This is a genomic window from Alteromonas sp. ABH4_457, from assembly GCF_056160625.1.
This window is the reverse complement of sequence record NZ_JBSWXN010000001.1, coordinates 1-23,200: the sequence shown is the minus strand read 5'-3', so window position 1 is coordinate 23,200 and position 23,200 is coordinate 1. Positions and strand designations below refer to the sequence as shown.

The 23,200-nt window shown below is 48.4% G+C and carries 17 protein-coding genes and 1 rRNA gene; 17 read left to right on the top strand and 1 reads right to left on the bottom strand.

Going from position 1 to position 23,200, the window contains the following annotated elements; genetic code table 11:
• Positions 1–828: 828 nt before the first annotated feature.
• From ACXAGR_RS00090 to ACXAGR_RS00010, 17 genes are all read left to right on the top strand, one after another.
• Entirely contained in the window at positions 829–3,441 is a 2,613-nt protein-coding gene (locus ACXAGR_RS00090) for a TonB-dependent receptor plug domain-containing protein (protein WP_474843426.1), read from the top strand.
• Between the two features lie 151 nt (positions 3,442–3,592).
• Positions 3,593–4,414, top strand: coding sequence for a sulfite exporter TauE/SafE family protein (locus ACXAGR_RS00085; protein WP_119502482.1), 822 nt, complete (start codon positions 3,593–3,595; stop codon positions 4,412–4,414).
• 27 nt (positions 4,415–4,441) lie between these two features.
• On the top strand, positions 4,442–5,608 hold the full coding sequence (locus tag ACXAGR_RS00080) for a pyridoxal phosphate-dependent aminotransferase (protein ID WP_474843428.1): 1,167 nt from the start codon (positions 4,442–4,444) through the stop codon (positions 5,606–5,608).
• Between the two features lie 316 nt (positions 5,609–5,924).
• Positions 5,925–7,112 (top strand): methyl-accepting chemotaxis protein, encoded by a 1,188-nt coding sequence (locus ACXAGR_RS00075; RefSeq protein WP_474847384.1) that lies wholly within the window; start codon positions 5,925–5,927, stop codon positions 7,110–7,112.
• Positions 7,113–7,199: 87 nt separating this feature from the next.
• Positions 7,200–7,565: a response regulator gene (locus tag ACXAGR_RS00070; protein WP_119502485.1), complete on the top strand. Its 366-nt coding sequence runs from the start codon at positions 7,200–7,202 to the stop codon at positions 7,563–7,565.
• A gap of 20 nt (positions 7,566–7,585) precedes the next feature.
• A complete protein-coding gene (locus tag ACXAGR_RS00065; RefSeq protein WP_474847382.1) occupies positions 7,586–9,526 on the top strand; it encodes a chemotaxis protein CheA in 1,941 nt (646 codons plus the stop codon).
• The gene (locus tag ACXAGR_RS00060; protein WP_119502487.1) at positions 9,523–10,023 is read left to right on the top strand and encodes a chemotaxis protein CheW; all 501 of its coding nucleotides are present in this window, start codon (positions 9,523–9,525) and stop codon (positions 10,021–10,023) included. The genes ACXAGR_RS00065 and ACXAGR_RS00060 overlap by 4 nt, the downstream gene beginning before the upstream one ends.
• 2 nt (positions 10,024–10,025) lie before the next feature.
• Complete coding sequence (locus tag ACXAGR_RS00055) at positions 10,026–12,953, top strand: methyl-accepting chemotaxis protein (protein WP_474847380.1); 2,928 nt, start codon at positions 10,026–10,028, stop codon at positions 12,951–12,953.
• Positions 12,954–12,968: 15 nt separating this feature from the next.
• The gene (locus tag ACXAGR_RS00050) at positions 12,969–13,805 is read left to right on the top strand and encodes a CheR family methyltransferase (protein ID WP_474847378.1); all 837 of its coding nucleotides are present in this window, start codon (positions 12,969–12,971) and stop codon (positions 13,803–13,805) included.
• Positions 13,798–14,412 (top strand): chemoreceptor glutamine deamidase CheD, encoded by a 615-nt coding sequence (gene cheD, locus ACXAGR_RS00045; RefSeq protein WP_119502490.1) that lies wholly within the window; start codon positions 13,798–13,800, stop codon positions 14,410–14,412. The genes ACXAGR_RS00050 and cheD overlap by 8 nt, the downstream gene beginning before the upstream one ends.
• 7 nt (positions 14,413–14,419) lie before the next feature.
• Positions 14,420–15,466: a protein-glutamate methylesterase/protein-glutamine glutaminase gene (locus tag ACXAGR_RS00040; RefSeq protein WP_119502491.1), complete on the top strand. Its 1,047-nt coding sequence runs from the start codon at positions 14,420–14,422 to the stop codon at positions 15,464–15,466.
• Positions 15,467–15,739: 273 nt separating this feature from the next.
• Positions 15,740–16,105, top strand: a complete 366-nt coding sequence (locus ACXAGR_RS00035) for a response regulator (protein WP_119502492.1) — start codon at positions 15,740–15,742, stop codon at positions 16,103–16,105.
• Complete coding sequence (locus tag ACXAGR_RS00030; protein ID WP_119502493.1) at positions 16,102–16,686, top strand: chemotaxis protein CheC; 585 nt, start codon at positions 16,102–16,104, stop codon at positions 16,684–16,686. Before ACXAGR_RS00035 ends, ACXAGR_RS00030 begins: the two co-directional genes overlap by 4 nt.
• Positions 16,686–17,957: a sensor histidine kinase gene (locus ACXAGR_RS00025; RefSeq protein WP_119502494.1), complete on the top strand. Its 1,272-nt coding sequence runs from the start codon at positions 16,686–16,688 to the stop codon at positions 17,955–17,957. The genes ACXAGR_RS00030 and ACXAGR_RS00025 overlap by 1 nt, the downstream gene beginning before the upstream one ends.
• A 55-nt stretch (positions 17,958–18,012) precedes the next feature.
• A complete protein-coding gene (locus ACXAGR_RS00020) occupies positions 18,013–19,929 on the top strand; it encodes a tetratricopeptide repeat-containing diguanylate cyclase (protein WP_474847376.1) in 1,917 nt (638 codons plus the stop codon).
• Complete coding sequence (locus tag ACXAGR_RS00015) at positions 19,929–22,277, top strand: DNA polymerase II (RefSeq protein ID WP_474847374.1); 2,349 nt, start codon at positions 19,929–19,931, stop codon at positions 22,275–22,277. The genes ACXAGR_RS00020 and ACXAGR_RS00015 overlap by 1 nt, the downstream gene beginning before the upstream one ends.
• 141 nt (positions 22,278–22,418) lie before the next feature.
• The gene (locus tag ACXAGR_RS00010; protein ID WP_119502497.1) at positions 22,419–22,625 is read left to right on the top strand and encodes a hypothetical protein; all 207 of its coding nucleotides are present in this window, start codon (positions 22,419–22,421) and stop codon (positions 22,623–22,625) included.
• A 276-nt stretch (positions 22,626–22,901) separates the two neighbouring features.
• Here ACXAGR_RS00010 and rrf read toward each other — a convergent pair.
• Positions 22,902–23,017: ribosomal RNA gene (gene rrf / locus ACXAGR_RS00005) — 5S ribosomal RNA — on the bottom strand.
• Positions 23,018–23,200 lie beyond the last annotated feature (183 nt).

Here is a 23,200-nt window from a genome sequence, read left to right as displayed (position 1 = left end):
GAACACACAACCTCTTTAAACAGCAATCAGGGCCGGCTTTCTTGCCGGCCTTTCTTTTTCCCTCCAAGCACACGGTTTGTGCCTGCGCTTATATCCGCGTCCGTGCAGTTAAATTCTCCGCAGGCGAAGGCAGTCTCCCCTTCTGTTACTCCCGAATAAGAAGCCACTGATGTGTATTTACTCTCAGATAGAAGAATAATTTGACGGTATTTCAACCGGCAACTAACTTCATATGTACAGAGCGTGTTCCTGACAGGTAACCGCATAGCCGTATTTGTGCGAACGCAGGGTGTAAATTTTAGCTTTAGTTATCCACCTGCAACCAGCCTTAACAATGCGATAAGAAAAACTAAACAATCAAAATAAGCCTCTACACAACAAACTACAAATAAACAATGACTTAAAACTTCTTTATGGCAATTATTAATTTATTGTGACGGCCACATAAAACTTAAAAAACACTTTATTTTCAATAAATTAAGATAAGGCGTATAAATACCAGCCGGCGATTAGTTGTTAAAAATTCGTTTACAGGACGCTGAAATTAAAAAAAATTTCTGCCTGATTTAGTCATTACTCCATGATTTTTATACTTTTTGTCACCCCCTCCATATTTTTCCTATAGCCCTACATATTCTTTTTTCTTCCGCGATACAGGTCTGTTTTTTTAGTCTCGATTACACACAGCACGCCACCGATACAACGTTGTATCAAATATTCTGACCGCCAGGGGCGGCTGTGAATTATTGTTGGGTGCAGTGTCGAGATTTCTCCCTGGCCTGTATCCAAAGAAAAAAGCAATCAGGCAAATTTTGGGAACACACATTAATGAAAATAAAAAGGCTCAGTGCGTCAATCTATGCCGGATTAACCGGCGTGACTCTGGCTTTCGCTCTTTCTCCTTCTGTTTACGCACAAGAAACTGATACCCCCGATGCTGAATCCGATCCGTCTCTGGAACGTATAGCGGTTGTCGGTGCCCGTGGTGCCCCCCGTTCAGTAACCAGCTCTCCGGTTCCCGTTGATGTATTCAATGAGGAAGATCTGGAAGCGGTTTCTTTTACCGATATGAACGATGTTGTCCGCACCCTTGTCCCTTCTTATACCGTTTCACGTGAACCTATTTCAGATGGTGGTACGTTTATCCGTCCGGCTTCTCTTCGCGGACTGCCAACGGATAAGACGCTGGTACTGGTTAACTCTAAGCGCCGCCATCGTGCAGCTCTGGTGCAAACCAGCGGCTCAGGTACCCAGGGACCAGACCTTGCAACAATTCCTACAGCCGCAATCGGCTCGGTTGAAGTGCTCCGCGACGGTGCTGCTGCACAGTACGGTTCAGATGCGATTGCAGGGGTAATGAACTTCAACCTGAAAAACAATTCTGAAGGTGGCAGTTTTTCTGCAGAATGGGGCCAGTACTATGAAGGTGACGGCGACCAGCTCACGCTGACAGGAAACAAAGGCTTTGCGCTTGGAGATGATGGTTTCCTGAGTATTTCTGCAGAGTACACCGATAACGAAGCCACCAGCCGTGGCGAGCAATATTGTGTATCGTCATTCTGTCTGGATAAATCCAACCCGAACTACGATCCCGACGCATCTTATAACGCTTATCTGACAGATGACTTCCTTGCAGCCGCAGAAGCCATGGGGCAGGAATCGCAGGGCGCGAACGTCGTACAGCCCTGGGGCCAGCCAAATTATGAATCAGCAAAGGTCTTCTTCAATGCCGGCTATGTTTTTTCTGAAGCAGCTGAACTCTATGCGTTCGGTAACTACTCAGAAAGCTCCGGTGACGGTGCGTTCAACTACCGTAACCCAACCAACAGTGTGAATGCCGATATTCGCCTGCCTTCAGGTGAAACATGGAATGCACTTGAGTTCTTCCCGGGCGGCTTTACTCCCCGCTTCGCCGGTGATATTACTGATTATTCACTGGCAGGCGGCGTGAAAGGTGCCTCAGGCGATCTGAGCTATGATTTCTCTGCCCGTTACGGTTCAAACGAAATTTCTTACTCCATCTGGAATACATTCAACCCGTCATTAGGTAACGAATCACAAACTTCATTTGAACCGGGCGATCTGGTGAACGAAGAAATGCAGTTACAAGCTGATTTTGTTTATGACTTTGACGGTTACGCCTTTGCATTCGGTCTGAGCTACCTGGATGAATCTTATGAGATTCAGGAAGGAGAGGAAGCATCATACACTGCCGGCGCTTATTCTCAGGCAGATCCATGGGGATTCTGTAACGATGACGGCACAGCCACTGAAGCCGGTTCTGCTATTGCAGACCTGGATTGTGCAGACAGCTCTGACCCTGTGTATACCGTAATGGCTGTAGGATCAAACGGTTTCCCGGGATACTCTCCTGAGTTCTCCGGCGAATACAACCGAGATTCCTATGCAGCTTATGTAGATATATCCGGTGATATCACCGACAGTATTTTTGCTCAGGCAGCGCTGCGTTACGAAGACTATTCAGACTTTGGTTCTGAGTTAGTTTACAAAGTAGCCGGTATTTATCAGGCAACGGATGAAATTGCTCTGCGTGCCTCCTACGGTACAGGCTTCCGGGCTCCGACGCCGGGCCAGCAGGGTACAACAAACGTTGCGACGACGTTTATCAACTCTGAGCCTGTTGCGGTAGGTTTATTCCCTGCCAGCAGTGACGTTGCCCAGGCCCTGGGTGCCAGCACACTGGATCCGGAAACCTCCACTAACATTACGTTTGGTTTAACTGCGGATTACGGTGACTTCACTTTCACTGCTGACTTCTATCACATCGAAATTGAAGACCGTTTCAACGCGATTTCAACGCTGGAAGTTTCAACAGATCCTACTGCCGGAGACGAGTATGACAACTATCTGGCCCTGGTGGCAGCCGGTGTTTCAGGCGCTGAATCCATCGGTGGCGTACGTTACTTCCAGAATGCGTTTGACACCACCACTCAGGGTGTTGACCTGGTAGCAACTTACCGCCTGTCTTCGCAATACGGTGATACCACATTCTCAGCCTCATACAACTACAACGATGTAGAGTTTGATTCTGACCCGAGCGAGGTGTTTAACCCTGAAAATATTTATGACTTCCTGAACAACACGCCGAATTCCCGCGCGATTTTGTCAGCAAGACATAACTATGACGCGTGGCAGGTTGTCGCCCGCCTTAATTACTATGGCGAAAACTCAAACTCTGATTACAACACCAACACTGAAGTACTGACTATTCAGGACTTCGACAGTGAAATGCTGTTTGACCTGGAAGGCTCTTACCTTGCAACAGAAAGTCTGCGCATCACGGTGGGTGTTCGTAACCTGTTTGATACCTATCCACAGTATGACGAAATCGAAGCGTCGAATGGCCGTCTGTACCGTTCAGATTCTATCGTCGACTGGCAGGGTGGTTATTACTACACCAAGTTGGAATACACATTCTGACCTGTACTGGCGGGTAGCTGTTTTACGGCAAGTCGACCTCGTGTCGGCTTTGCTGTGAAAGGGCCGGGGGAGTTCACTTTCGCTGCTTACAGCTGAGATAGCCCCTGAGGACATACCCTCTTTAATTAATGTTTAGCGGAGTTTTGTAGTTATGGAAATCGAGTTGGTCTGGTTTGTTGTTACGTTATGTGCTGCAGGTGCCATTGCAGGCATAACGTCAGGCCTGTTTGGCAACGGTGGCGGCTTTGTTGTCGTGCCTGCCCTGTCTATTGTCTTTCCCTTCTTTGTTCCCGATTCTGATGAAATCGTGAAAGTGGCTATCGGCACGTCTTTAGCCTCTATTGTTGTTTCCAGCCTGCGTTCTGTAATTGCCCACAAAGCGAAAGGTGCTGTGGACTTTGCCGTACTGAAATCCTGGTCGGTATGGATAGTCCTTGGCGTCATCGGCGGATTACTCATTGCAGATAACACCAGTGCAGGCGGACTTAAAATTGTCTTTGCAGCCGGTGTACTGCTTTACTCAATTTACTTCCTGTTCCCCGATTTTGTCGTGCGTCCGGGAATGTATTTCTCTATGCCCAAAGGTATCGGTAAAGCCACCCTCGCATTTGTGCTGGGTGGTTTTTCTGCCTTACTGGGTATTGGCGGTGGAACGCCCACCGTTATCACCATGGTCATGTGCCGCCGCACAATTCAGCAGGCAGTTGCCACTGCTGCAGGTGTCGGCTTTCTCATCGGCCTGCCAGGCGCGTTGGGCTTTTTGTTCATGCGCCACTCTGAAACTGCCGCCCTGCCGGTGGGTACCGTGGGATATGTCAATATTCCCGCCCTTATTGCCATCAGTATCGGTTCGATTATGACGGCCCCTATTGGTGCCAACATGGCGCATAACTTCAGTGAAAAAATGCTCAAAAGACTGTTTGGCATTTACTTAATCATCGTGTCACTCGGCATGTTTTATAAAGCCCTTTAGTCTTTTCACTTTCAAAGGAACTTATTTATGACTTACAACCCTGCACGACGTTTATTCTTAGGCGGCAGCCTGGCTGCTACAGCAGCCGGCGCAACCGGTATTATTACTCCTGCTGCGCTGGCAGCAGGTTCTTCAGTGGCGGCGCCTCACGTAATGTACGGCCCTCAGGCCGGCATCGCCAAGCTGAATGCAAATGAAAACCCCTATGGTCCGAGCCCTGCTGCTCTTAAAGCCATTGCAGAAGCCTCGTCCACCGGCGGTGCCTATTATGCTTATCAGGCGGGCATGTACTTAACTGACATGATTGCAGAAGAGTATGGCCTGAAAAAAGAAAATGTGGCAATTACCGCCGGTTCCAGTTTGATTCTGGCCTTCGCCGCTTATGCCGCCACATCAAAGGGAAAAATACTGGGTCCGGATCTTTTCTGGGATACCACATCCAAGGCGCCAATCAGTCAGGGCGGACCGGATATTGTGCGGGTACCCAACACAGCTGATCTGGATATTGACCTCGATGCACTGTACAACGCTATCGATGACAACATTGCCATGGTCCATATTTGCAACCCGAATAACCCGACCGGCAAAGTGCTCGACACGAAAAAGCTGCAGGATTTCTGTATAAAAGCCTCGAAGAAAACGCTGGTGCTGGTTGATGAAGCGTATAACGAACTGATCAGTGATGGCCCTGCACACTCAATGATCCCGCTGATCAATCAGGGCCACAATATTATCGTGGCGCGTACTTTCTCAAAAATTTATGGTCTGGCCGGCATGCGTGTGGGTTACATGCTTGGCTCAGAAGAAAATATCAGCTTTATCAATCAATATGGTCTCGGCGGCTATTCCATCAACCAGGCCGGCTTGGCAGCAGCGATTGCGAGCTTTAAAGATGAAGCCTTCAAAGACTTCTCACGGGATAAAGTGATGGAAGCCAAAGACATGATTATGTCGGCAGTTAAAGCGAATGGTTTGACGGCACTGCCATCAGCGACTAACTTTGTTTTTGTGAATCTGGGTGATAATGGCGATGCCAATGCCTTCCGTGCTGCTATGGAAACAGAAAATGTGCTGATCCGCGGACAGTACCGGACTTACAAGCCCTGGTCGCGGGTGAGTACCGGTAAAATCGAAGATGTGAAGATGTACGTCGACGCAATGCCAAAAGCGCTGGAAGCCATGTACAAGGCGTAACTGTACGTTAAACACAATGTAATCTGGTCGATGAGAGGTGCTGTAAGGCGCCTCTCATTCTGCTGCATGCCTGATAATCCCCCCTCTTAATCCGGTTCGCAATTGCGACAATCACGACATTCCTGACGATTGAGAATTTTTTTTCTACATTCCTTTCATTACTGAAATTCTTGTCTATAACTTAAATTAACGTGCGCCTGATAACGCATCAGGCAAATCCTTTTGGTCAGTAAATTTCTAAAATTTCACACAGTCTGGACCCAAAGAGACAGAAAAAGCCGACAACGTGCAGGCAGTAACAATCCCGGAATGTATTATGATGAGTGACAATCAAATTATGGTCGGAATAAAAAATACACCACCAATTGCAATGATTGGTGCAGGCGTGAGCCTTGTTGTGGGCTTTGGTTTAGTGTCAATGGGTCTTGCTTATCCGGCAATAGTCGTTTCTTCCATCGGCGTTTTTCTGGCAGCAAAAATGCAATCAGGAGATACAGAACCACAGGCCGAAACTCAGGCTGTACACGCTGAGCCTGTATTTGAACAACAGGAAGTCACCGGCGATATGATGTCGGTAACTCAGGATATGGCTAAAATTATCAGTGACTGTGAGAAAAACCTGTCTGACATTTTCAATACACAAACCGATGCGGTAACCACTCTAAGTGAAGCTTTCCTCAATTTGCAACGCCTTGTAGGCGAGCAAAACACCTGTATTACCCGACTGATTCAGGCAGATTCTGACAGCGGCGAAATGTACTCAAACCGCATGCGTACCTTTGCTGATGAAACAGAGAAGTCACTGGATAAATTCCTTGAGTCTACCGAACAGATTTCAGAAGGCACCACCACCATTCTGGAAAAAGTAAACCGTATCTACGACACCATGCCTACAGTGCTTAAAGCCCTTGGCGATATTGATGATATTTCTGCCCAGACTAACCTGCTGGCACTGAATGCTGCAATTGAAGCGGCACGTGCCGGTGAAGCAGGCCGCGGCTTTGCTGTTGTTGCAGACGAAGTTCGTGCTCTGTCGAACCGCTCCACTCAGTTCAGCGGCGTTATCAAGAAACAGATGGAAAACATCGGCGTGCAAATTGATGAACTCACGCAGGATGTCCGCACACTCGCCGCCCAGGATACAAGCTATATCATTACAGCAAAGCGGGACATTCAGGGAGAGCTGGACGCGATTATCGTAAAAGCTGAGAGCGACGCGAACACAACGAATGAACTTGAAGGGATCTCCGGTCAGCTGGACAGTGCTATCGGCTCTGCTATCCGCGGCATGCAGTTTGGCGACATTAACGGTCAGAACCTCACCTATACCCAGGAAATGCTCACCATCGTTAATGAGCAACTGCCTCTGCTGGGAACCAATGATATTGCCACGGTTAAAAAGAACCTGGAAGAGCTGCAGAGCAGCATGAAAAACCGGGCTAACCTCGATCATAATCCGGTATCTGCCAGCAGCATCGATGCCGGAGAAATTGAATTATTTTAGCAACCACCAGCGCGGCTCGCTTGTTAGCCGGGATGACATGGAATCGCCGGATTCGGCGCAACACGTGAAAAAATTGTCGGGAGTATTATGAGTAAGAATATCCTCATTGTTGATGACTCACCATCAATCCGCCAGATGGTAGAAGTGACCTTAAAGTCAGCCAGTTACCCTGTAACTACCGCCGTAGACGGACAGGATGCGTTAGATCAATGCAAAGTGAAACGCTTCGACTTCGTTTTAACTGACCAGAATATGCCAAGAATGGACGGTTTGACGCTGATCAAAAACCTTCGCGGTATGTCAGCCTATGCCCGTACGCCCATTATCGTGCTCACCACGGAAGCGGGTGACGACATGAAGGCAAAAGGGAAAGCTGCCGGTGCCACAGGCTGGATGGTTAAGCCTTTCGACCCTGCCAAATTACTTGCGGTTGTAGGTAAGGTTCTCGGTTAGTTGTAACAGGAAGCGTCACTATGTCTATCGATATCGAACAATTCCACGCGGTCTTCTTCGACGAAAGTCAGGAACACCTGGATGACATGGAACAGCTCCTCATGGAACTGGATGTCGAAGATCCCGATCTTGAGCAACTCAACAGTATTTTCAGGGCCGCCCACTCAATCAAAGGCGGTAGTGGAATCTTCGGTTTTGATGCGCTTACCGGGCTCACCCATGTCATGGAGAATTTGCTCGACAAAGCCCGCAAACAAACCATTTCGCTGGACGTGCCTACCGTTGATTTGTTTCTTGAAACGGTAGACTTACTCAAGGTCATTCTGGATGCATATCGAACCAGTAGTGAGCTTCCTCAATCTGACATAGACTCCGGTGTAGCAGCCCTCGAAAAAGCGCTGGCTGCAGCCGACGGACAGGCAGCAGATGCTCCGCAACCCGCTGCAGAAAGCGCTGCGGCAGATGACGATGATATCGATGGTTTCGGCTTTTTCGATGATGATGATGACGAGCCCGCAGCAGAAACAGCGGAAGTCGCAGAAAACACAGAAAATGAAGCGGCAAAAGCAGAAACAAAAGATGACGATATAGACGGGTTTGGCTTCTTTGATGATGAGCCTCAACCTGCTGCATCACCGGAAGAAAAGCAAGGTTACGGTTTCTTCAAACCGGTTGAAGCCGTTGCAGAAGACGCCAAAGCCGCATCGGCAGAGGCGGCGAAAGCAGCCGCTAAACCTGCGGCAAAGAAAGCTGCAGCGAAATCTGCGGCTAACAAAGAAGCGTCTTCTATTCGTGTTGACACCCTTAAAATTGATCAGATGGTAAACCTGGTGGGTGAACTGGTTATTACCCAGTCCATGCTGTCGATGATTGGTGATGAAGTCACCGGAGCCATAGGTCAGAAGCTGCAAACAGCCATTGCAGAACTGCAGCGCAATACCCGCGAGATTCAGGAATCGGCAATGTCCATGCGTATGCTGCCGGTGAATATGACGTTTAACCGCTTCCCCCGTGTTGTGCGGGATCTGTCTTCTAAACTCGGCAAAAAGGTTGACCTCGTTATTGAAGGCGGCGCAACTGAAATCGATAAAAGCATGATTGAAAAACTGGTCGACCCTCTGACTCACCTGGTACGAAACAGTATCGATCATGGTGTAGAGAAGCCGGCAGACCGGGTCGCATCAGGCAAAACTGAAAATGGTACCGTGATTTTACGGGCTGCACAGCGTGGCAGTTCGATTGTCATCAGCATTATTGATGACGGGGCAGGACTCAGTCGTGAACGCATTCTGTCCAAAGCAACAGAAAATGGCCTGCCGGTGACACCGGACATGCCTGACAGCGAGGTCTGGTTACTGATCTTCCAGCCCGGATTTTCCACGGCAGCGGAAGTAACTGACGTGTCCGGTCGTGGTGTTGGTATGGACGTTGTCCGCCGGAATATTGAAGCGATTGGCGGCCGCATAGAAATCGATTCACATAAAGGTCTCGGGTCAGCCTTTCATATCCACCTGCCCCTGACGCTGGCTATTGTGGACGGTATTTGTGCTGCCGTGGGCGACCAGATTTTTGTCATCCCGCTGGTCAATATCATCGAATCGCTGCAACCGGTAAAAGAACAGCTCAAACTGATTAAGAACGAACATCTGCTGTGGATAAGAGAGCAGTACTGGCCTCTGGTACCGATTCACCAGATGATGCATGTGGACCATGCTGTTACGAACCCCACGAAAGGGATTGTTGTACTGCTGGAAAGCAGCAAACGTCGCTTTGCTATTCAGGTCGATTCTCTGCTCGGCCAGCAACAGGTGGTGATCAAGAGTCTCGAACAGCACTACCGTAAAGTGCCCGGCATATCCGGTGCCACCATCATGGGAGATGGCCGTGTTGCCATGATCCTGGATGCAGATGCCATCGCAGACTTGTGCAAACCTGTTCATGAAGAGGAAAAAGTATTATGAGTGCCCATGCCAGAGACCATCTCGCATCTAAAGATGTTCAGGAATACTTAAGTTTCATTTTAAGCTCTGAGCAATATGCCCTCGATATTACCTCAGTAAAAGAAATTCGCGGCTACGAGAAAGTCACCCCCATCGCCAATGCGCCCAAATTTATCAAAGGCGTGCTGAATCTTCGCGGTGACATCGTCCCCATCGTCGACTTGCGGATTAAATTCAATATTCCGGATCCGACCTACAATGAATTCACCATCGTCATCATGTTGCATGTTCATAACCGTGTTGTGGGCATAGTCGTTGATGGCGTCTCGGATGTTGTACGCCTTACGGAAGATGAAGTCAGGCCACCACCTGATTTCGGGGTGATTTTCGACAGCCGGTTCCTGAAAGGGCTGGCAACTGTGGATGACCATATGGTCATTCTGGTTAACATTGAACAACTAATTTCCAGCGAAGAAATCGGTCTTGTTGCAGAGCAACTGACCGGTGAGGGAGAGTAATTATGGGTATGTTTGACTGGATCAACAGCGAAGCTTCGCGTGATCAGAAAATTCAGATGCTGCGTAAATCGCAGGCTGTCGATGCTTCTACCTGCTGCATCATGATGGCTGACGCAGACAGAAATATTGTCTACGCCAACAAAGCCGTCGTTAAGTTATTAAAGGATAACGAAGCAGAATTACAGAAAGTATTGCCGCATTTTTCAGCAGACAATCTGATTGGCGAGAACATCGATCAGTTCCATAAGAATCCCGCTCATCAAAAAGGCATGCTGGCAGAGCTCAAGCGTCCGATGTCGTCAAACATCGTTGTGGGCAAAGTTAATTTTAAACTCACCCTCACCCCGCTGAAGGACGAAGAAGGCCACTCAGTGGGCACCATGGTGGAATGGGTGGATCAAACAGAACTTCTGCTGAAAAGCGGCATGCTGGAGGCCCTTCACCGGGTTCAGGCTCTGGCCGAATACACAGCAGAGGGTGAACTCATCGACGTGAATGAGAATTTTCTGAAGCTCACCGGCTATAGCCGGGCGGAAGCACTGGGAAAACATCAAAGCGCTTTCGTGAAACAGGAGCTGGTTCACAATCAGGTATATAAAGACTTCTGGGATAAATTACGGCGCGGCGAAATTGACTCCGGGGAATATCAACGCTTTGGCAAAGATGACAAAGAGTTCTGGGTGCAGGCTTCGTATAACCCGATTTTCGACACTGCCGGCAAGGTCACCAAAGTGGTTGAGTTTGCTATCGATATAACCAGAGAAAAACTGAAAAATGCCGATTATTCAGGCCAGATTGAAGCAATTGGTAAAGCTCAGGCCGTTATTGAATTTGATACTTCCGGCAACATTCAGTGGGCCAATGATAATTTCTTAAGTGCCACCGGCTACAACCTGGATGAAATAAAGGGCCAGCACCACAGCATGTTTGTTGAGCCGTCTGAAAAAATCAGTGCTGCTTACAGCAATTTCTGGAATGAATTACGGGGCGGCAACTTTAAGTCAGGGGAATATAAACGGGTTGCCAAAGGCGGCAACGAGATCTGGATTCAGGCATCCTACAACCCGATTATCGATATGAACGGCAAGGTTTTCAAAGTCGTTAAATACGCCACGTTGATCACTGAACAAAAACTGAAAAATGCCTATTTTGAAGGACAAATTAACGCCATCGGGAAATCTCAGGCGGTCATTGAGTTCAATGTGGACGGTATTATCCAGTGGGCTAATGATAACTTCCTGAACACAGTGGGTTACACCCTTGATGAAATAAAAGACAAGCATCACAGAATGTTTGTAGATAAAGAAACCCGGGGTTCAGAGGAATATTCTCAATTCTGGGCTGACCTGAAGAAGGGTAAGTTCTTCTCCGGTGAGTTTAAGCGAATTAATAAAGCCGGTGAAGAAATCTGGATTCAGGCCTCCTACAACCCTATTCTGGATATGGACGGCAATGTTTTCAAAGTAGTGAAATACGCGACCAACATTACCGAAGAAAAGTTACGTACCGCTTATTTCGAAGGCCAGATTTCGGCTATTGGTAAATCTCAGGCTGTGATTGAGTTTGATATGGATGGCATGATCCTGAATGCCAACGATAACTTCCTGAACACAGTGGGCTATACCCTTGATGAAATTAAAGGTAAACATCACAGCATGTTTGTGGACCAGGAAACCCGCAACAGCAATGATTACCGTTCGTTCTGGGATCAATTGAATCACGGTGTCTACCAGTCTGGCGAGTACAAACGTTTTGGCAAGGGTAACAAAGAAATCTGGATTCAGGCTTCTTATAACCCCATTCTGAACCAGAATGGCAAACCTTTCCGCGTGGTGAAATACGCAACCGATGTCACCGCCCGTACCACTGCAGTTTACGATATTAAACAAGTTATGACCCAACTGGCGAAGGGCGATCTGACTTGCGAGATTGAACACGAGTTTGAAGGCGAGTTCAAAGTGCTGGGCGAGTCTATCAACCAGTTTATCCGTGATATGCGGGTCACCATTTCACGCATCAACCACGCTGTTGAAACCATCAGCAGTGCGTCCAGTGAGATCGCCAGCGGAAATGCAGACTTATCCAGCCGGACAGAGCAGCAGGCGTCCAGTCTGGAAGAAACGGCGTCCTCAATGGAAGAACTGACCGGTACTGTGCGTCTGAATGCAGAGAATGCCGAGCAGGCCAACAGCCTTGCATCACAGGCTTCATCTATCGCCGTAAACGGCGGCAATATGATTCAGCGCGTGGTTGAAACCATGGGCAGCATCAACGAGTCAGCCCAGAAAATTTCAGACATTATCGGCGTAATAGACGGCATCGCCTTCCAGACCAATATTCTGGCACTGAATGCCGCCGTAGAAGCCGCCCGTGCCGGTGAACAGGGACGCGGATTTGCGGTAGTCGCCTCAGAAGTAAGAACGCTGGCACAGCGCTCTGCAGAAGCTGCAAAAGACATCAAAGAGCTGATTTCAGACTCGGTAGATAAGATTGGCAGCGGCAACACGCTGGTGAAACAGAGCGGCGACACCATGGGCGAAGTGGTTACCTCGATTAAGCGGGTTAACGACATTATGTCAGAAATTGCTGCGGCGTCTTCTGAACAGTCCAACGGCATAAACGAAATCAGTAAAGCCGTTACGCAAATGGATGAAATGACGCAGCAGAACGCGGCGCTGGTCGAAGAAGCCGCAGCAGCAGCGGAAAGTATGCGTCAGCAGGCAGCACAACTGTCAGAGCGTGTGGCCACATTTAAATTAAGTGATAAAGACCGCTCAGCAGACCCGATGGAAGACTTACCTGCCATTAGTGCAAGACCGAAATCTCAGTCCCGCAAGCCGGCAGCAGCAATCGGATCAAACGGGAAAAGCAGCAAACCTGCAGTAAAGGCAGCGGCCCCTGAAGATACGGAAGAATGGGAAAGTTTTTAAAGGAGATGGGCCGGTATGAGCCAGAGCGCCCGGCAAGAATTTGCGTTTAATAAAGAGGATTTTGAGAGAGTCAGACGAACCTTATATCAAAAGGCAGGGATCAATCTTACAGATACAAAAGATTCACTGGTGTACAGCAGACTCGCCCGCAGACTGCGGGCGTTGTCGCTGAACAGCTTCGATGACTACCTCACATACCTGAAACGTACGCCTGAAGAAGACGAGAACTTCATCAATGCCCTGACGACAAACCTGACTTCATTTTTCCGTGAGGCCCACCACTTTGATGCGCTGGCAAATTACCTACGGACGCATCCGGGCCAGCGGACAATATGGTGTTCAGCCAGCAGTACCGGCGAAGAGCCCTACTCCATCGCAATGACAGTGGCAGAGGTGTTCGACAGTTTTGATAATCCGGTATCGATCATTGCGTCAGACATTGACAGCCAGGTACTGGCGAAAGCCAGCGCAGGCATATACAACAGCGAGGCGACAACCAAACTGACACCGCACCAGTGCAAGAAGTTTTTGCACAAAGGTAAAGGCAGCCAGAAAGGTAAAGTGCGGGTAGTACCGGAACTGCGAAAAAATGTCAGTTTCAGACGCATCAATCTGATGGATGTGACCTGGCCAATACGGGGACCCATTGATGTCATATTCTGCCGTAACGTGATGATTTATTTTGATAAGCCCACCCAGTTGAATATTTTGAAACGCATGGTGGCACTGTTACCGGATGACGGTTTATACATCGCCGGACATTCAGAGAACTTCAATAAGGATTCACAGATCGTTACGCCAGTGGGGAAAACCATTTACAAACCGGCCCGTGAAGACAGACGCTATGGCTGAAACCTTCATGGACGGCGTGGGGCACGAAGCCAACACATATTATGATCCCCGCTTTGTCCGGCAGGCTGTAAAAATTCTGCCGGGAGAGTATTTTTCTACCGGCAATGACACACTGATGGTCACAGTTCTCGGCTCCTGTGTGTCTGCTTGTCTGATGGATTTGCACAACGGCGTGTGCGGCATGAATCACTTTTTGCTGCCCTCAGACAGAGGCTCTGAAGGTGAATTTTGTGAAGCCTCCCGATATGGCATGTATGCCATGGAGTTGTTGATTAATCAGATGATGAATTTAGGTGCCGATAAGCGGCATCTGCAAGCCAAAGTATTTGGCGGCGGAAATGTGGTTGCGGGTATATCCGTCACCAATGTTGGCCAGATGAACTCAGAGTTTGTAACTGCTTACTTACGAAGAGAGCGCATTCCAATCGTTGCCAGCGATTTAATGGAAGACTACGCCCGCAAAATATATTTCTTCCCTGACTCAGGACAGGTACTCGTGAAACGGATACGGAAATTCAATAATTCAACGATCATGGACCGGGAAAGTGCTTACCGCATTAAGTTGAAACAAGGGCCTGAACAGAGTGAATTTGAACAGTTTGATTAGGTGAGCCATGACGATAAAAGTACTTGTTGTAGACGACTCCGCGTTAATCAGAAATCTGCTTGGCGAAATCGTAAAAAGCGAAAGCGATATGCAGCTGGTTGGTGCCGCACCCGATGCCTATGTCGCTAAAAAGATGGTGCAGGAACACAATCCGGATGTCATCACTCTGGATATAGAAATGCCCAAGGTCGACGGCCTGCGTTTCCTCGATGTACTGATGAAAGCTCGTCCCACGCCGGTGGTAATGATATCCACCCTCACGGAAGCAGGCGCTGATGCCACCATCCGTTCACTGGAGCTTGGCGCTGTTGATTTTATCCCTAAACCCAAACTGGGAGTTGTGCAGGGAATAGAAGAATACCGCGAATTGATTTTATCAAAGATACGTATGGCAGCCCGCTCGCGGGTACGTCAGCAAAAGCCGGCCACAGTTAAAACAACGACAGCACTCACCTATTCAAGTACTGAGAAAATCATCGCCATTGGCGCTTCTACCGGCGGCACGGAAGCGATAAAAACCATAGTCAGTGCGTTACCGGCCAATGCACCGGCGACGGTTATCACCCAGCATATGCCACCGGGTTACACCAGCACCTTTGCAAAGCGGCTGGATGCCTGCAGCCAGTTAAAAATTGTGGAAGCCCGGGGTGATGAGCGTTTACTTCCCGGCCACGGCTACCTGGCTCCCGGCGATAAACATATGGAGATCATCCGCAGTGGTGCCGATTACCGGATCAGATTAAATGACGGGCCCCGTGTCAGTGGCCACAAGCCCTCAGTGGATATGATGTTTACCTCGCTGGTTGAATCTGCCGGCAGTAACGTAGTGGCCAGTTTGCTGACAGGTATGGGTAAAGACGGCGCTGACGGGTTGCTGGCTCTGAAAGAGAAAGGCGCATTCACCATTTGTCAGAATGAAGATACCTGTGTGGTATACGGTATGCCTAAAGTTGCCGTCTCGCTGGGGGCGGCGGAAAAGATTTTGCCACTTGAGAATATCGCTCAGGCAATGGTTTCTCAACTGGAGAAAATGAAGGCAGGCAGCCGTTTGTAACATTCTTAAGTATGACGGCTTATATCAGATTATGGCGTTGCATCCGGTAGCACAGGTGAGAAGTTAGCTACACTGGATTTGGGAAGCTTTTAGTGACATTTGTGCAGAAAATTTCACCTAAAGAATAACACACAAATGTCACAAAAGACCTATACTCAAAATGACGTGATATTAGCAAATAGTCGAAATTGAAAGATTTTTTTTCAGGTGGACTTGCAGGAATGAAAATATCGCAAATACTCATGATAGGTTCGAAATTGTCTGGAGGTAAGAATGACAGTTCCGCTACTTGTGGCCGATGACTCGCGTCTGTCACGAAGAAGTGTACTAAAAGCGCTTCCGCCTGAAATCGAGTTTACTGTCACAGAAGCTGCGAATGGCAGGGAAGCAATTGATCTGCTCGAAAAGAACGGGTTCAGATTACTATTACTCGACCTGACTATGCCCGAGGTGGACGGTGTTGGTGTGCTTGAATACCTCGCGGACAAAGAAGAAAGACCAGATGTGATTGTGATCAGTGCTGACTTCCAGCCTGAAAAACAACGCATTGTTATGGATCTGGGGGCGCACAAATTCATCAGAAAGCCTCTCGATAAAGAAGAATTAGCCATGACATTGTTTGAGCTGGGGTATCTATGAGCAGTGTTATTTCCCTCACAGAAGATCAACGTGACGCCCTTCAGGAGCTAATGAATATCTCTATGGGGCAAGCTGCTAATTCGCTGGCGCACCTGATAGAAACTAAAATAGGTATCTCCATACCTAAAATATCAGCCGTTACGCCAGCCGAATTATTTACACTTATTAATCGCAGTGAAAATGCGTTTTACACCAGACAATCTTTCCTTGGAGATATCCAGGGTGAAGTGATGGCGGTAGTATCAGAGCAGGGTTTAACCGAAGTGGCCAGCCTGCTCGAATACGAGGCACCGCTCAGCCAGAGTGATATTGAAGAAACCATACTGGAGCTGTCAAATATTCTGGCCGGCGCTTGTCTGGCCGGTTTATCGAACCAGCTTGAACTGGCAACCAACCTGAATATGCCGACGCTGTTTTCTCCGAATAAGGCATCATTCACCGAACTTAACTGGCAGCATAGCCTGGTAATGGAAGTGCAGTTCGATATTGAGCTCTCTTCATTTTCCATGCGGGTAGTCTTTTGTCTCGACCGTGCGTCACTAGTACGGCTAACCGAAACTATTGATGAATTGCTGGGTTAATGTTCGAGCAACTTTTTGGCAAATTACCGGTTGGGATCTGCATTGTAAATGAAGATTACCAGGTCATTTTCCTCAACGACTTTTTTATCGACCGCATGGAAACCGGACTCCGTGCTGACTACATGGAAAAGCCGGTAGCAGAGCTCTTTCCAGAGCAGGAAAAGTTTCTGCGCCGCAGAATTAAATCTGTCTTCGTTCTTCAACATCCCAGTTTCAGCTACTGGGAACAACGCCCGCATATTTTTCCGTTTAAAAGTAGCCGCCCCATTACCGGTGAAGAGACACAGATGTACCAGAATATGGAAATCGTGCCCTTATCTTCTCCGGAGCATGGCAAGCTGGCGTGTATTTTCCTTCAGGACGTTACCGCCCAGGCCAGTTACTTCATTGCCCAGCAGGAATTATCCAAAGCGCTGAAACGTGAGCATGAAGAACAACTTAAACTCATCAAGAAACTCGACTCAGCGCAAAGCCAGCTTATCCAGGCAGAAAAAATGGCTTCTACGGGACAACTGGCAGCCGGCATTGCCCACGAAATCAATAATCCCATTGGCTTTGTCTCAGCCAATCTGGACACTTTAAAGCAATACGGTGAACACCTGATAACCTTGTGCGACACGCTGGCAGACAATATTGAAAATACCGATGAAAAAACACGCACGCTAATCACGGGCCTTCTGGAAGAGCATCATTACGACTTATTAAAAGACGATATGACTCCGCTGATTGATGAGTCCAGAGACGGCCTTATCCGTGTGCGGGACATTGTCGAGAACCTTAAGCGGTTTGCACTGGAAGATTCGGCCGGATGGCAACTGATGGATTTGGATGAAGCGGTAAAGCAGATGGCAGAGCTGGTATCAGTCCAATACAAAAAGCCCACGTTTAAAGTCACCTGTGAACCCGCCGGCCTGAAAATCTATTGCGAGCCGGGCAGCCTTAAACAGGCTTTGATGAATATGGTGATCAATGCGGCCCAGTCCATCAATCATAAAGGGTTTGTAAAAGTAGATGTGCATGGTGATGACACAACGGTCCGCATCAAGATCATCGACAGTGGTGAAGGCATTGAAGAAAAGCACGTTAAGAAGATATTTGATCCGTTCTTCACAACCAAACCGGAAGGGCTGGGTCAGGGGCTCGGGTTATCAGTGGCTTATACAGCCATAGAACAACATGAAGGCAAAATTTCAGTCAGTAGTAAGGTGGGTAAAGGTACCGTATTTGAAGTCACTTTACCGGTACTGACCCCGGACGACGAAGCACATTAATATTCCCGGGCTGAACTGTTGCAGGTTATGTTTGGCCTCCCGCCCGCATCAGGCTATGATACACCGTCTTTTTCTTATGCTGACAGGAACAGTGATGTATCCGGCTTACCGGTTTAAAAGATACCTGGCAGGCCTGCTTGCTTTCAGTATTCTCAGTTTCAACGTATTCGCAGACTTGTGGACAGGTGATGCCGCCGTGCATCTTGCCGGTGTAAGAAACTCTCCGCAGGACGTACTCGACGCATTACCGGCCAGCAATGATGAACTGTCTTCAGAACAGCGAGCCCTGCATTTTTACCTCATCAGCCGTGCAAATGGCGCGCTTGCTTTGCATGAAAAAGCGGAAGAAGCCGCTTTAGCAGGTCTGGCACTGGCACCGCCTCCCCCTTTAAATGACTATCTGACGCTGGCGCTGGCAGAAGCCAGAGACGGACTGGGTCTTGCTCAATCCATGATCTCTGCTGCGGCAGAATCGCTGGCCCGGGCCCGTGACGGTGATGACGAAGCCCTGTTGTTTTATGCAATCAGTGTGAACGGTTATATCAATGTAACTTTAAACCAGTACAGCGAAGCCCTTGCGTTATTTCAGGAAGGTTACCGCCGGCTTGAATCTCCGGGTGCTTTTTTCAGCCGGGCTGATTTTGCCAGCATGATTGCCCTTGTATACGAATACCGGCAGGAACCTGAAATGGCATTGCGTTTCTATCGCGAAGCTGAAACCTGGTACCGGCAAAATAATGTGCGCCTTGAACTGGCGAATACCCTGTTTGGATTAGGCAAAGCCACTATCCAAACCGGCGATGGTGATGAAGGCATGACCCTGCTTCTTGAATCTGCAGATATTGCCCTTAACATCCGCGATTTACAGGGTGCTGCATTCAGTTATGAAGCTATTGCATCTGAGCTGATTGACCGGGGGATGACCGCCGATGCATCGCCGTTTTTAGATGATGCCCTCAGTCTGTTTATGCAGGCTGGCAATCCGTTTATGCAAATTAAAGTCTTAATTGAAAAGGCACAAATTGCCGTTGATCAGGGTCAGCCGGAAGAGGCTTTACGCAGACTGGCCAGAGCTGAGGAAATGGCCACGGGTGAATCCTTTTTGTCACAACGAATTGCCATTGCAGATACAAAAGCCCGCGCTTTTGCCGCCAAAGGTGAGCACCAGTCTGCCTATCTGGTATTACTGCAAAACAGGCAGAACCGCGCTTTGTTACAGAAAGAAATTAACTCCAGGCGAATTCTGGAATTACAGACCCGTTTCGATGTGGAAAAGCAGCGGGCGCAAAATGCCCTGCTGGAAGAGCAAAATTTACGTCAGCAAAACCAGTTAAAGAATGAACAGCGCCTTCAGCGCTATACAATTGCACTTATCGGATTGCTTATTGTGGTATGTGGCCTGCTGAGCTGGCTGTATTTTAATGGGAAACGTCATCAGAAACGCCTTGAACAACTGGCAAACTATGACGGCCTGACTGGTTTAATGACACGCCGGAAAACCATGGAAGATGCTGAGTTACAGTATCAGATGGCCCAAAGACACAAAACGCCTTTGACAGCAGCGGTTATTGACCTCGATCATTTTAAACAAATTAACGACAAGTACGGCCATCAAACCGGGGATGATGTGCTCAGGGCCTTTGGCAGAAAGGCGCATAAGCATTTCAGGAAAACGGATATTCTGGGCCGTATTGGTGGAGAGGAATTTCTTTTCCTGTTTCCCCATACCGGGACGGACGACGCGCTGGACATGCTTGAGCGTTTTGCCGGCAGCGTCCGGAAAATTCCTGATGAACTGAAAATCAAAACGATGCAGGTCACGTTATCCGTCGGCCTTGTCGATGCCACTTCGTTTTCCAATATGACCAGAGTAGTTGCTGTCGCAGACGAAGCGTTGTACGAGGCAAAGGAAACTGGCAGAGATAAAATAGTGACCGGTCAGCCCTCTGCTACGGACGGACAATCTCAATAGTGACAGGCAAAGGCTTCATTTTATCCCGCCGGACCATTCGCAGGGATAGCCGCGAATGCGTTGAATTGTGGATTTCCACTGAGAATGGTCCGGTGCGGCTTATCTCTGAGCCACAAACCAGCGTTTGCTTCATCAGAACATCTCATCTGGAACAGGTTCAAAATCTGATCCGGGCGAAAGGCCTGGATATCACCCCGGAAGCGGTCAATTTCAAAACCCTGGAACAGGAAGAAGTCATACTACTGCGGTGTGCTGACGACTTCACAAGGCACAAATTACGTCGCGGGATGCAGAGCGCAGGGCTGCCACTGTACGAGGGAGATATTAAGTCTGAAGACCGTTTTCTGATGGAGCGTTTTGCGTACGGAGCTGTAAGTTTTTACGGGACGCAGGTTCATAATGAGGTTGTGAACGCCAAAGTGAAAGGGGCACAGTTTCGTCCGCAACTGACCAGCGTATCTGTTGATATTGAGTGTGATGAAAAGGAAAACCTGTATTCCATCGCTGTTGCTTCTGAGACCATGAACCGTGTATGGCTGAATACTGCAGGAACCACACCGGTCACTGACGAATTTGCGACCTTTGATGTCATTAATCTGCCCGGTGAAAAAGAAGTCCTTACCGCTTTCTGCAAGGCTGTCGCAAAGCTGGATCCTGATGTCATACTGGGCTGGAACATCAAGCAGTTTGACCTCGCTGTGCTTAACAGAATGGCACGGCGACAAGGCATTCCGCTGACATTGGGCCGCCAGGGAGAAACCCTTACCGTACGGGAGTGGGAAGACGGCTCACAGGTGATAGCAGAGATTCCCGGCCGCTGTATCATTGATGGCATTGATGCGCTGAAAACCATGACCTGGCAGTTCGAAAGCTTCGCACTGGACTTTGTTGCAAATGCCTTGCTGAATAAAAGAAAGCTGATTACCGGCGGGGATAAACTTGAAGAAATTAAAACCTTATACCGCGAGAATCCTTCTCAGCTACTCGCATACAATCATCAGGATTGTGTTCTGGTAAACGACATCGCGGAACATACACGTTTCATTGATTTTCTCATTTTACGCAGCACCCTTACCGGACTGGATATGACCCGGCCCGGCGGCTCAGTTGCATCGTTTATAAACGTATATCTGCCTAAGCTGCACAGACAGGGATATATATGTGGAATCCGCCCGGAGAATGGCGGTCTTGCAAGCCCGGGAGGCTACGTGATGACGTCCAGACCCGGGCTGTATAAGAATGTACTGGTACTGGATTTTAAGAGCCTGTATCCCTCTATCATAAGAACTTTTCTTATTGACCCCCTTGGTCTGGCTGAAGGGTTACTGCACCCTGAAAACGCCATAGAAGGTTACAGAGGAGCCATGTTCTCCCGCACGGAGCATTTTCTGCCCGATATCATTGCAGGACTTTGGCAACAACGTGATGAAGCTAAACAGCAGCAGGATGCGCCGCGCTCTCAGGCGATAAAAATTTTGATGAATTCATTTTACGGTGTGCTCGGTAGTGGCGGTTGCCCTTTCTACGATCCCCGTCTTGCCAGCTCGATCACTATGCGGGGACACGACATCATGCAAACCACTGCCGGCTGGATACAAGAAGCCGGCTACGAAGTGATTTACGGCGATACGGACTCTACATTTGTATTCACAGGTGATGACTGCACACCCCGGCAAGCTGAATTAATTGGTACGCAGTTACAGGACATGATCAACCGCCGCTGGCGTGAGACGTTAAAACAGGATTTTGATTTACACTGTCATCTTGAAATTGAATTTGAAACCCACTTCCGCCGCTTTTTTATGCCCACAATCCGTGGTTCAGAAGAAGGTAGCAAGAAGCGTTATGCCGGCGTGGTGGTAAAAGAGGGTAAGGAACAACTGATTTTCAAAGGGCTGGAAAATGTCAGATCAGACTGGACTGCGCTGGCACGTCAATTTCAGGAAAAGCTTTACGCCCTTGTCTTCGCAGAACAGTCTCCTGTGGATTACATCAGAACATTACTCAGTGATATCCGCGCCGGTAAACTGGATGACTTTCTGGTGTACGCAAGGCGGCTCAGAAAGCCTCTGAACGCTTATACACGCACGCAACCGCCTCATGTTAAAGCTGCACGTCAGGCTGATGAGATGAATCTGGCAACAGGCAAACCTCTGCAATACCAGCACAAAACTACAGTGCGTTATGTTGTCACTATAGCAGGACCGCAGGCTGTCGGGTATGTCACTCAACCACATGACTATGAACACTATATTGAAAAACAAATCAGACCCATTGCTGAAAGCATCCTGCCGGCAACAGGGATCAACTATGATGATATAGACAACCAGCAACTGGGTTTATTTTAACCCGTTAGCCGTCCCTTCCGGTAATTCAACGCAGAGCCATTTCACTGGCACACTTTATCCGATATAACGTTTACATCCCTTGCAGGACGGCCTTCAGGCGCTGACAGGGAGCTTCGACTTAGTCACCGGATAGGAGGAACAGTGTTTAACTGGAAAGCCATACTGAAGCCCGCGGACAGGGCCTCAATTCTTAAGCATACCGGCCTGCTCGCTTATGCATTTATTGCCAGTATCTTATTCAAATCTCTGGGATTCATTCCGTCACATCAGGTGCCGGTAACCATGCTCATCGCATTTGTGTCTCTGGAATGGATGTTTTTCCAGCGCACTAAGTTCACTTCTCAGTAAGTCTTCTTTTTTATGATCCCTCCGGATACTCACAATCGGTGTCCGGTTTGGCTATCCGTTTCTCTCTCTGCTCCCCTTTTCTATCAACTTTTCAATGATCATCCCTCTTCTGAAATCCTTCGGTAGACAGACAATTATATTTTAAATAACTGAGTGGCTGGCTCCGGCAAAAAGTGATTCAGCCTTAATGTTATGACTTTTGACTAGCAGAGACTCTGACCAGAGAAAAGAAACGAAAAAAGCCCGCTCAAATGAGCGGGCTTCTTCGAATTGGGAGCCTGACGGTGTGCTACTCTCACATGGGGAGACCCCACACTACCATCGCCGCTAACGCGTTTCACTTCTGAGTTCGGAATGGATTCAGGTGGTACCACGTCGCTATTGCCGTCAGGCATAAACTTTTTATAACAATTCTGGAAAGCTGGATATCTTCATCAATCAGAGTAACGCTACTCTAACTCATTAATTAGTCAGTCTTTAACTTACAACTTCTAAGTAAAAGCTACTTAGGCGTTGTATGGTTAAGCCTCACGGGCAATTAGTACAGGTTAGCTTAATGCCTTGCAACACTTCCA

Bases quoted from the DNA above. Each gene is read 5' to 3' on its own strand.
- ACXAGR_RS00030 (WP_119502493.1), top strand. From the start codon at position 16,102: ATGAGCAGTGTTATTTCCCTCACAGAAGATCAACGTGACGCCCTTCAG.
- ACXAGR_RS00080 (WP_474843428.1), top strand. From the start codon at position 4,442: ATGACTTACAACCCTGCACGACGTTTATTCTTAGGCGGCAGCCTGGCT.
- ACXAGR_RS00065 (WP_474847382.1), top strand. From the start codon at position 7,586: ATGTCTATCGATATCGAACAATTCCACGCGGTCTTCTTCGACGAAAGT.
- ACXAGR_RS00025 (WP_119502494.1), top strand. From the start codon at position 16,686: ATGTTCGAGCAACTTTTTGGCAAATTACCGGTTGGGATCTGCATTGTA.
- ACXAGR_RS00040 (WP_119502491.1), top strand. From the start codon at position 14,420: ATGACGATAAAAGTACTTGTTGTAGACGACTCCGCGTTAATCAGAAAT.
- ACXAGR_RS00070 (WP_119502485.1), top strand. From the start codon at position 7,200: ATGAGTAAGAATATCCTCATTGTTGATGACTCACCATCAATCCGCCAG.
- ACXAGR_RS00090 (WP_474843426.1), top strand. From the start codon at position 829: ATGAAAATAAAAAGGCTCAGTGCGTCAATCTATGCCGGATTAACCGGC.
- ACXAGR_RS00035 (WP_119502492.1), top strand. From the start codon at position 15,740: ATGACAGTTCCGCTACTTGTGGCCGATGACTCGCGTCTGTCACGAAGA.
- ACXAGR_RS00020 (WP_474847376.1), top strand. From the start codon at position 18,013: ATGATACACCGTCTTTTTCTTATGCTGACAGGAACAGTGATGTATCCG.
- ACXAGR_RS00055 (WP_474847380.1), top strand. From the start codon at position 10,026: ATGGGTATGTTTGACTGGATCAACAGCGAAGCTTCGCGTGATCAGAAA.
- ACXAGR_RS00075 (WP_474847384.1), top strand. From the start codon at position 5,925: ATGATGAGTGACAATCAAATTATGGTCGGAATAAAAAATACACCACCA.
- ACXAGR_RS00085 (WP_119502482.1), top strand. From the start codon at position 3,593: ATGGAAATCGAGTTGGTCTGGTTTGTTGTTACGTTATGTGCTGCAGGT.
- ACXAGR_RS00060 (WP_119502487.1), top strand. From the start codon at position 9,523: ATGAGTGCCCATGCCAGAGACCATCTCGCATCTAAAGATGTTCAGGAA.
- ACXAGR_RS00050 (WP_474847378.1), top strand. From the start codon at position 12,969: ATGAGCCAGAGCGCCCGGCAAGAATTTGCGTTTAATAAAGAGGATTTT.
- cheD (WP_119502490.1), top strand. From the start codon at position 13,798: ATGGCTGAAACCTTCATGGACGGCGTGGGGCACGAAGCCAACACATAT.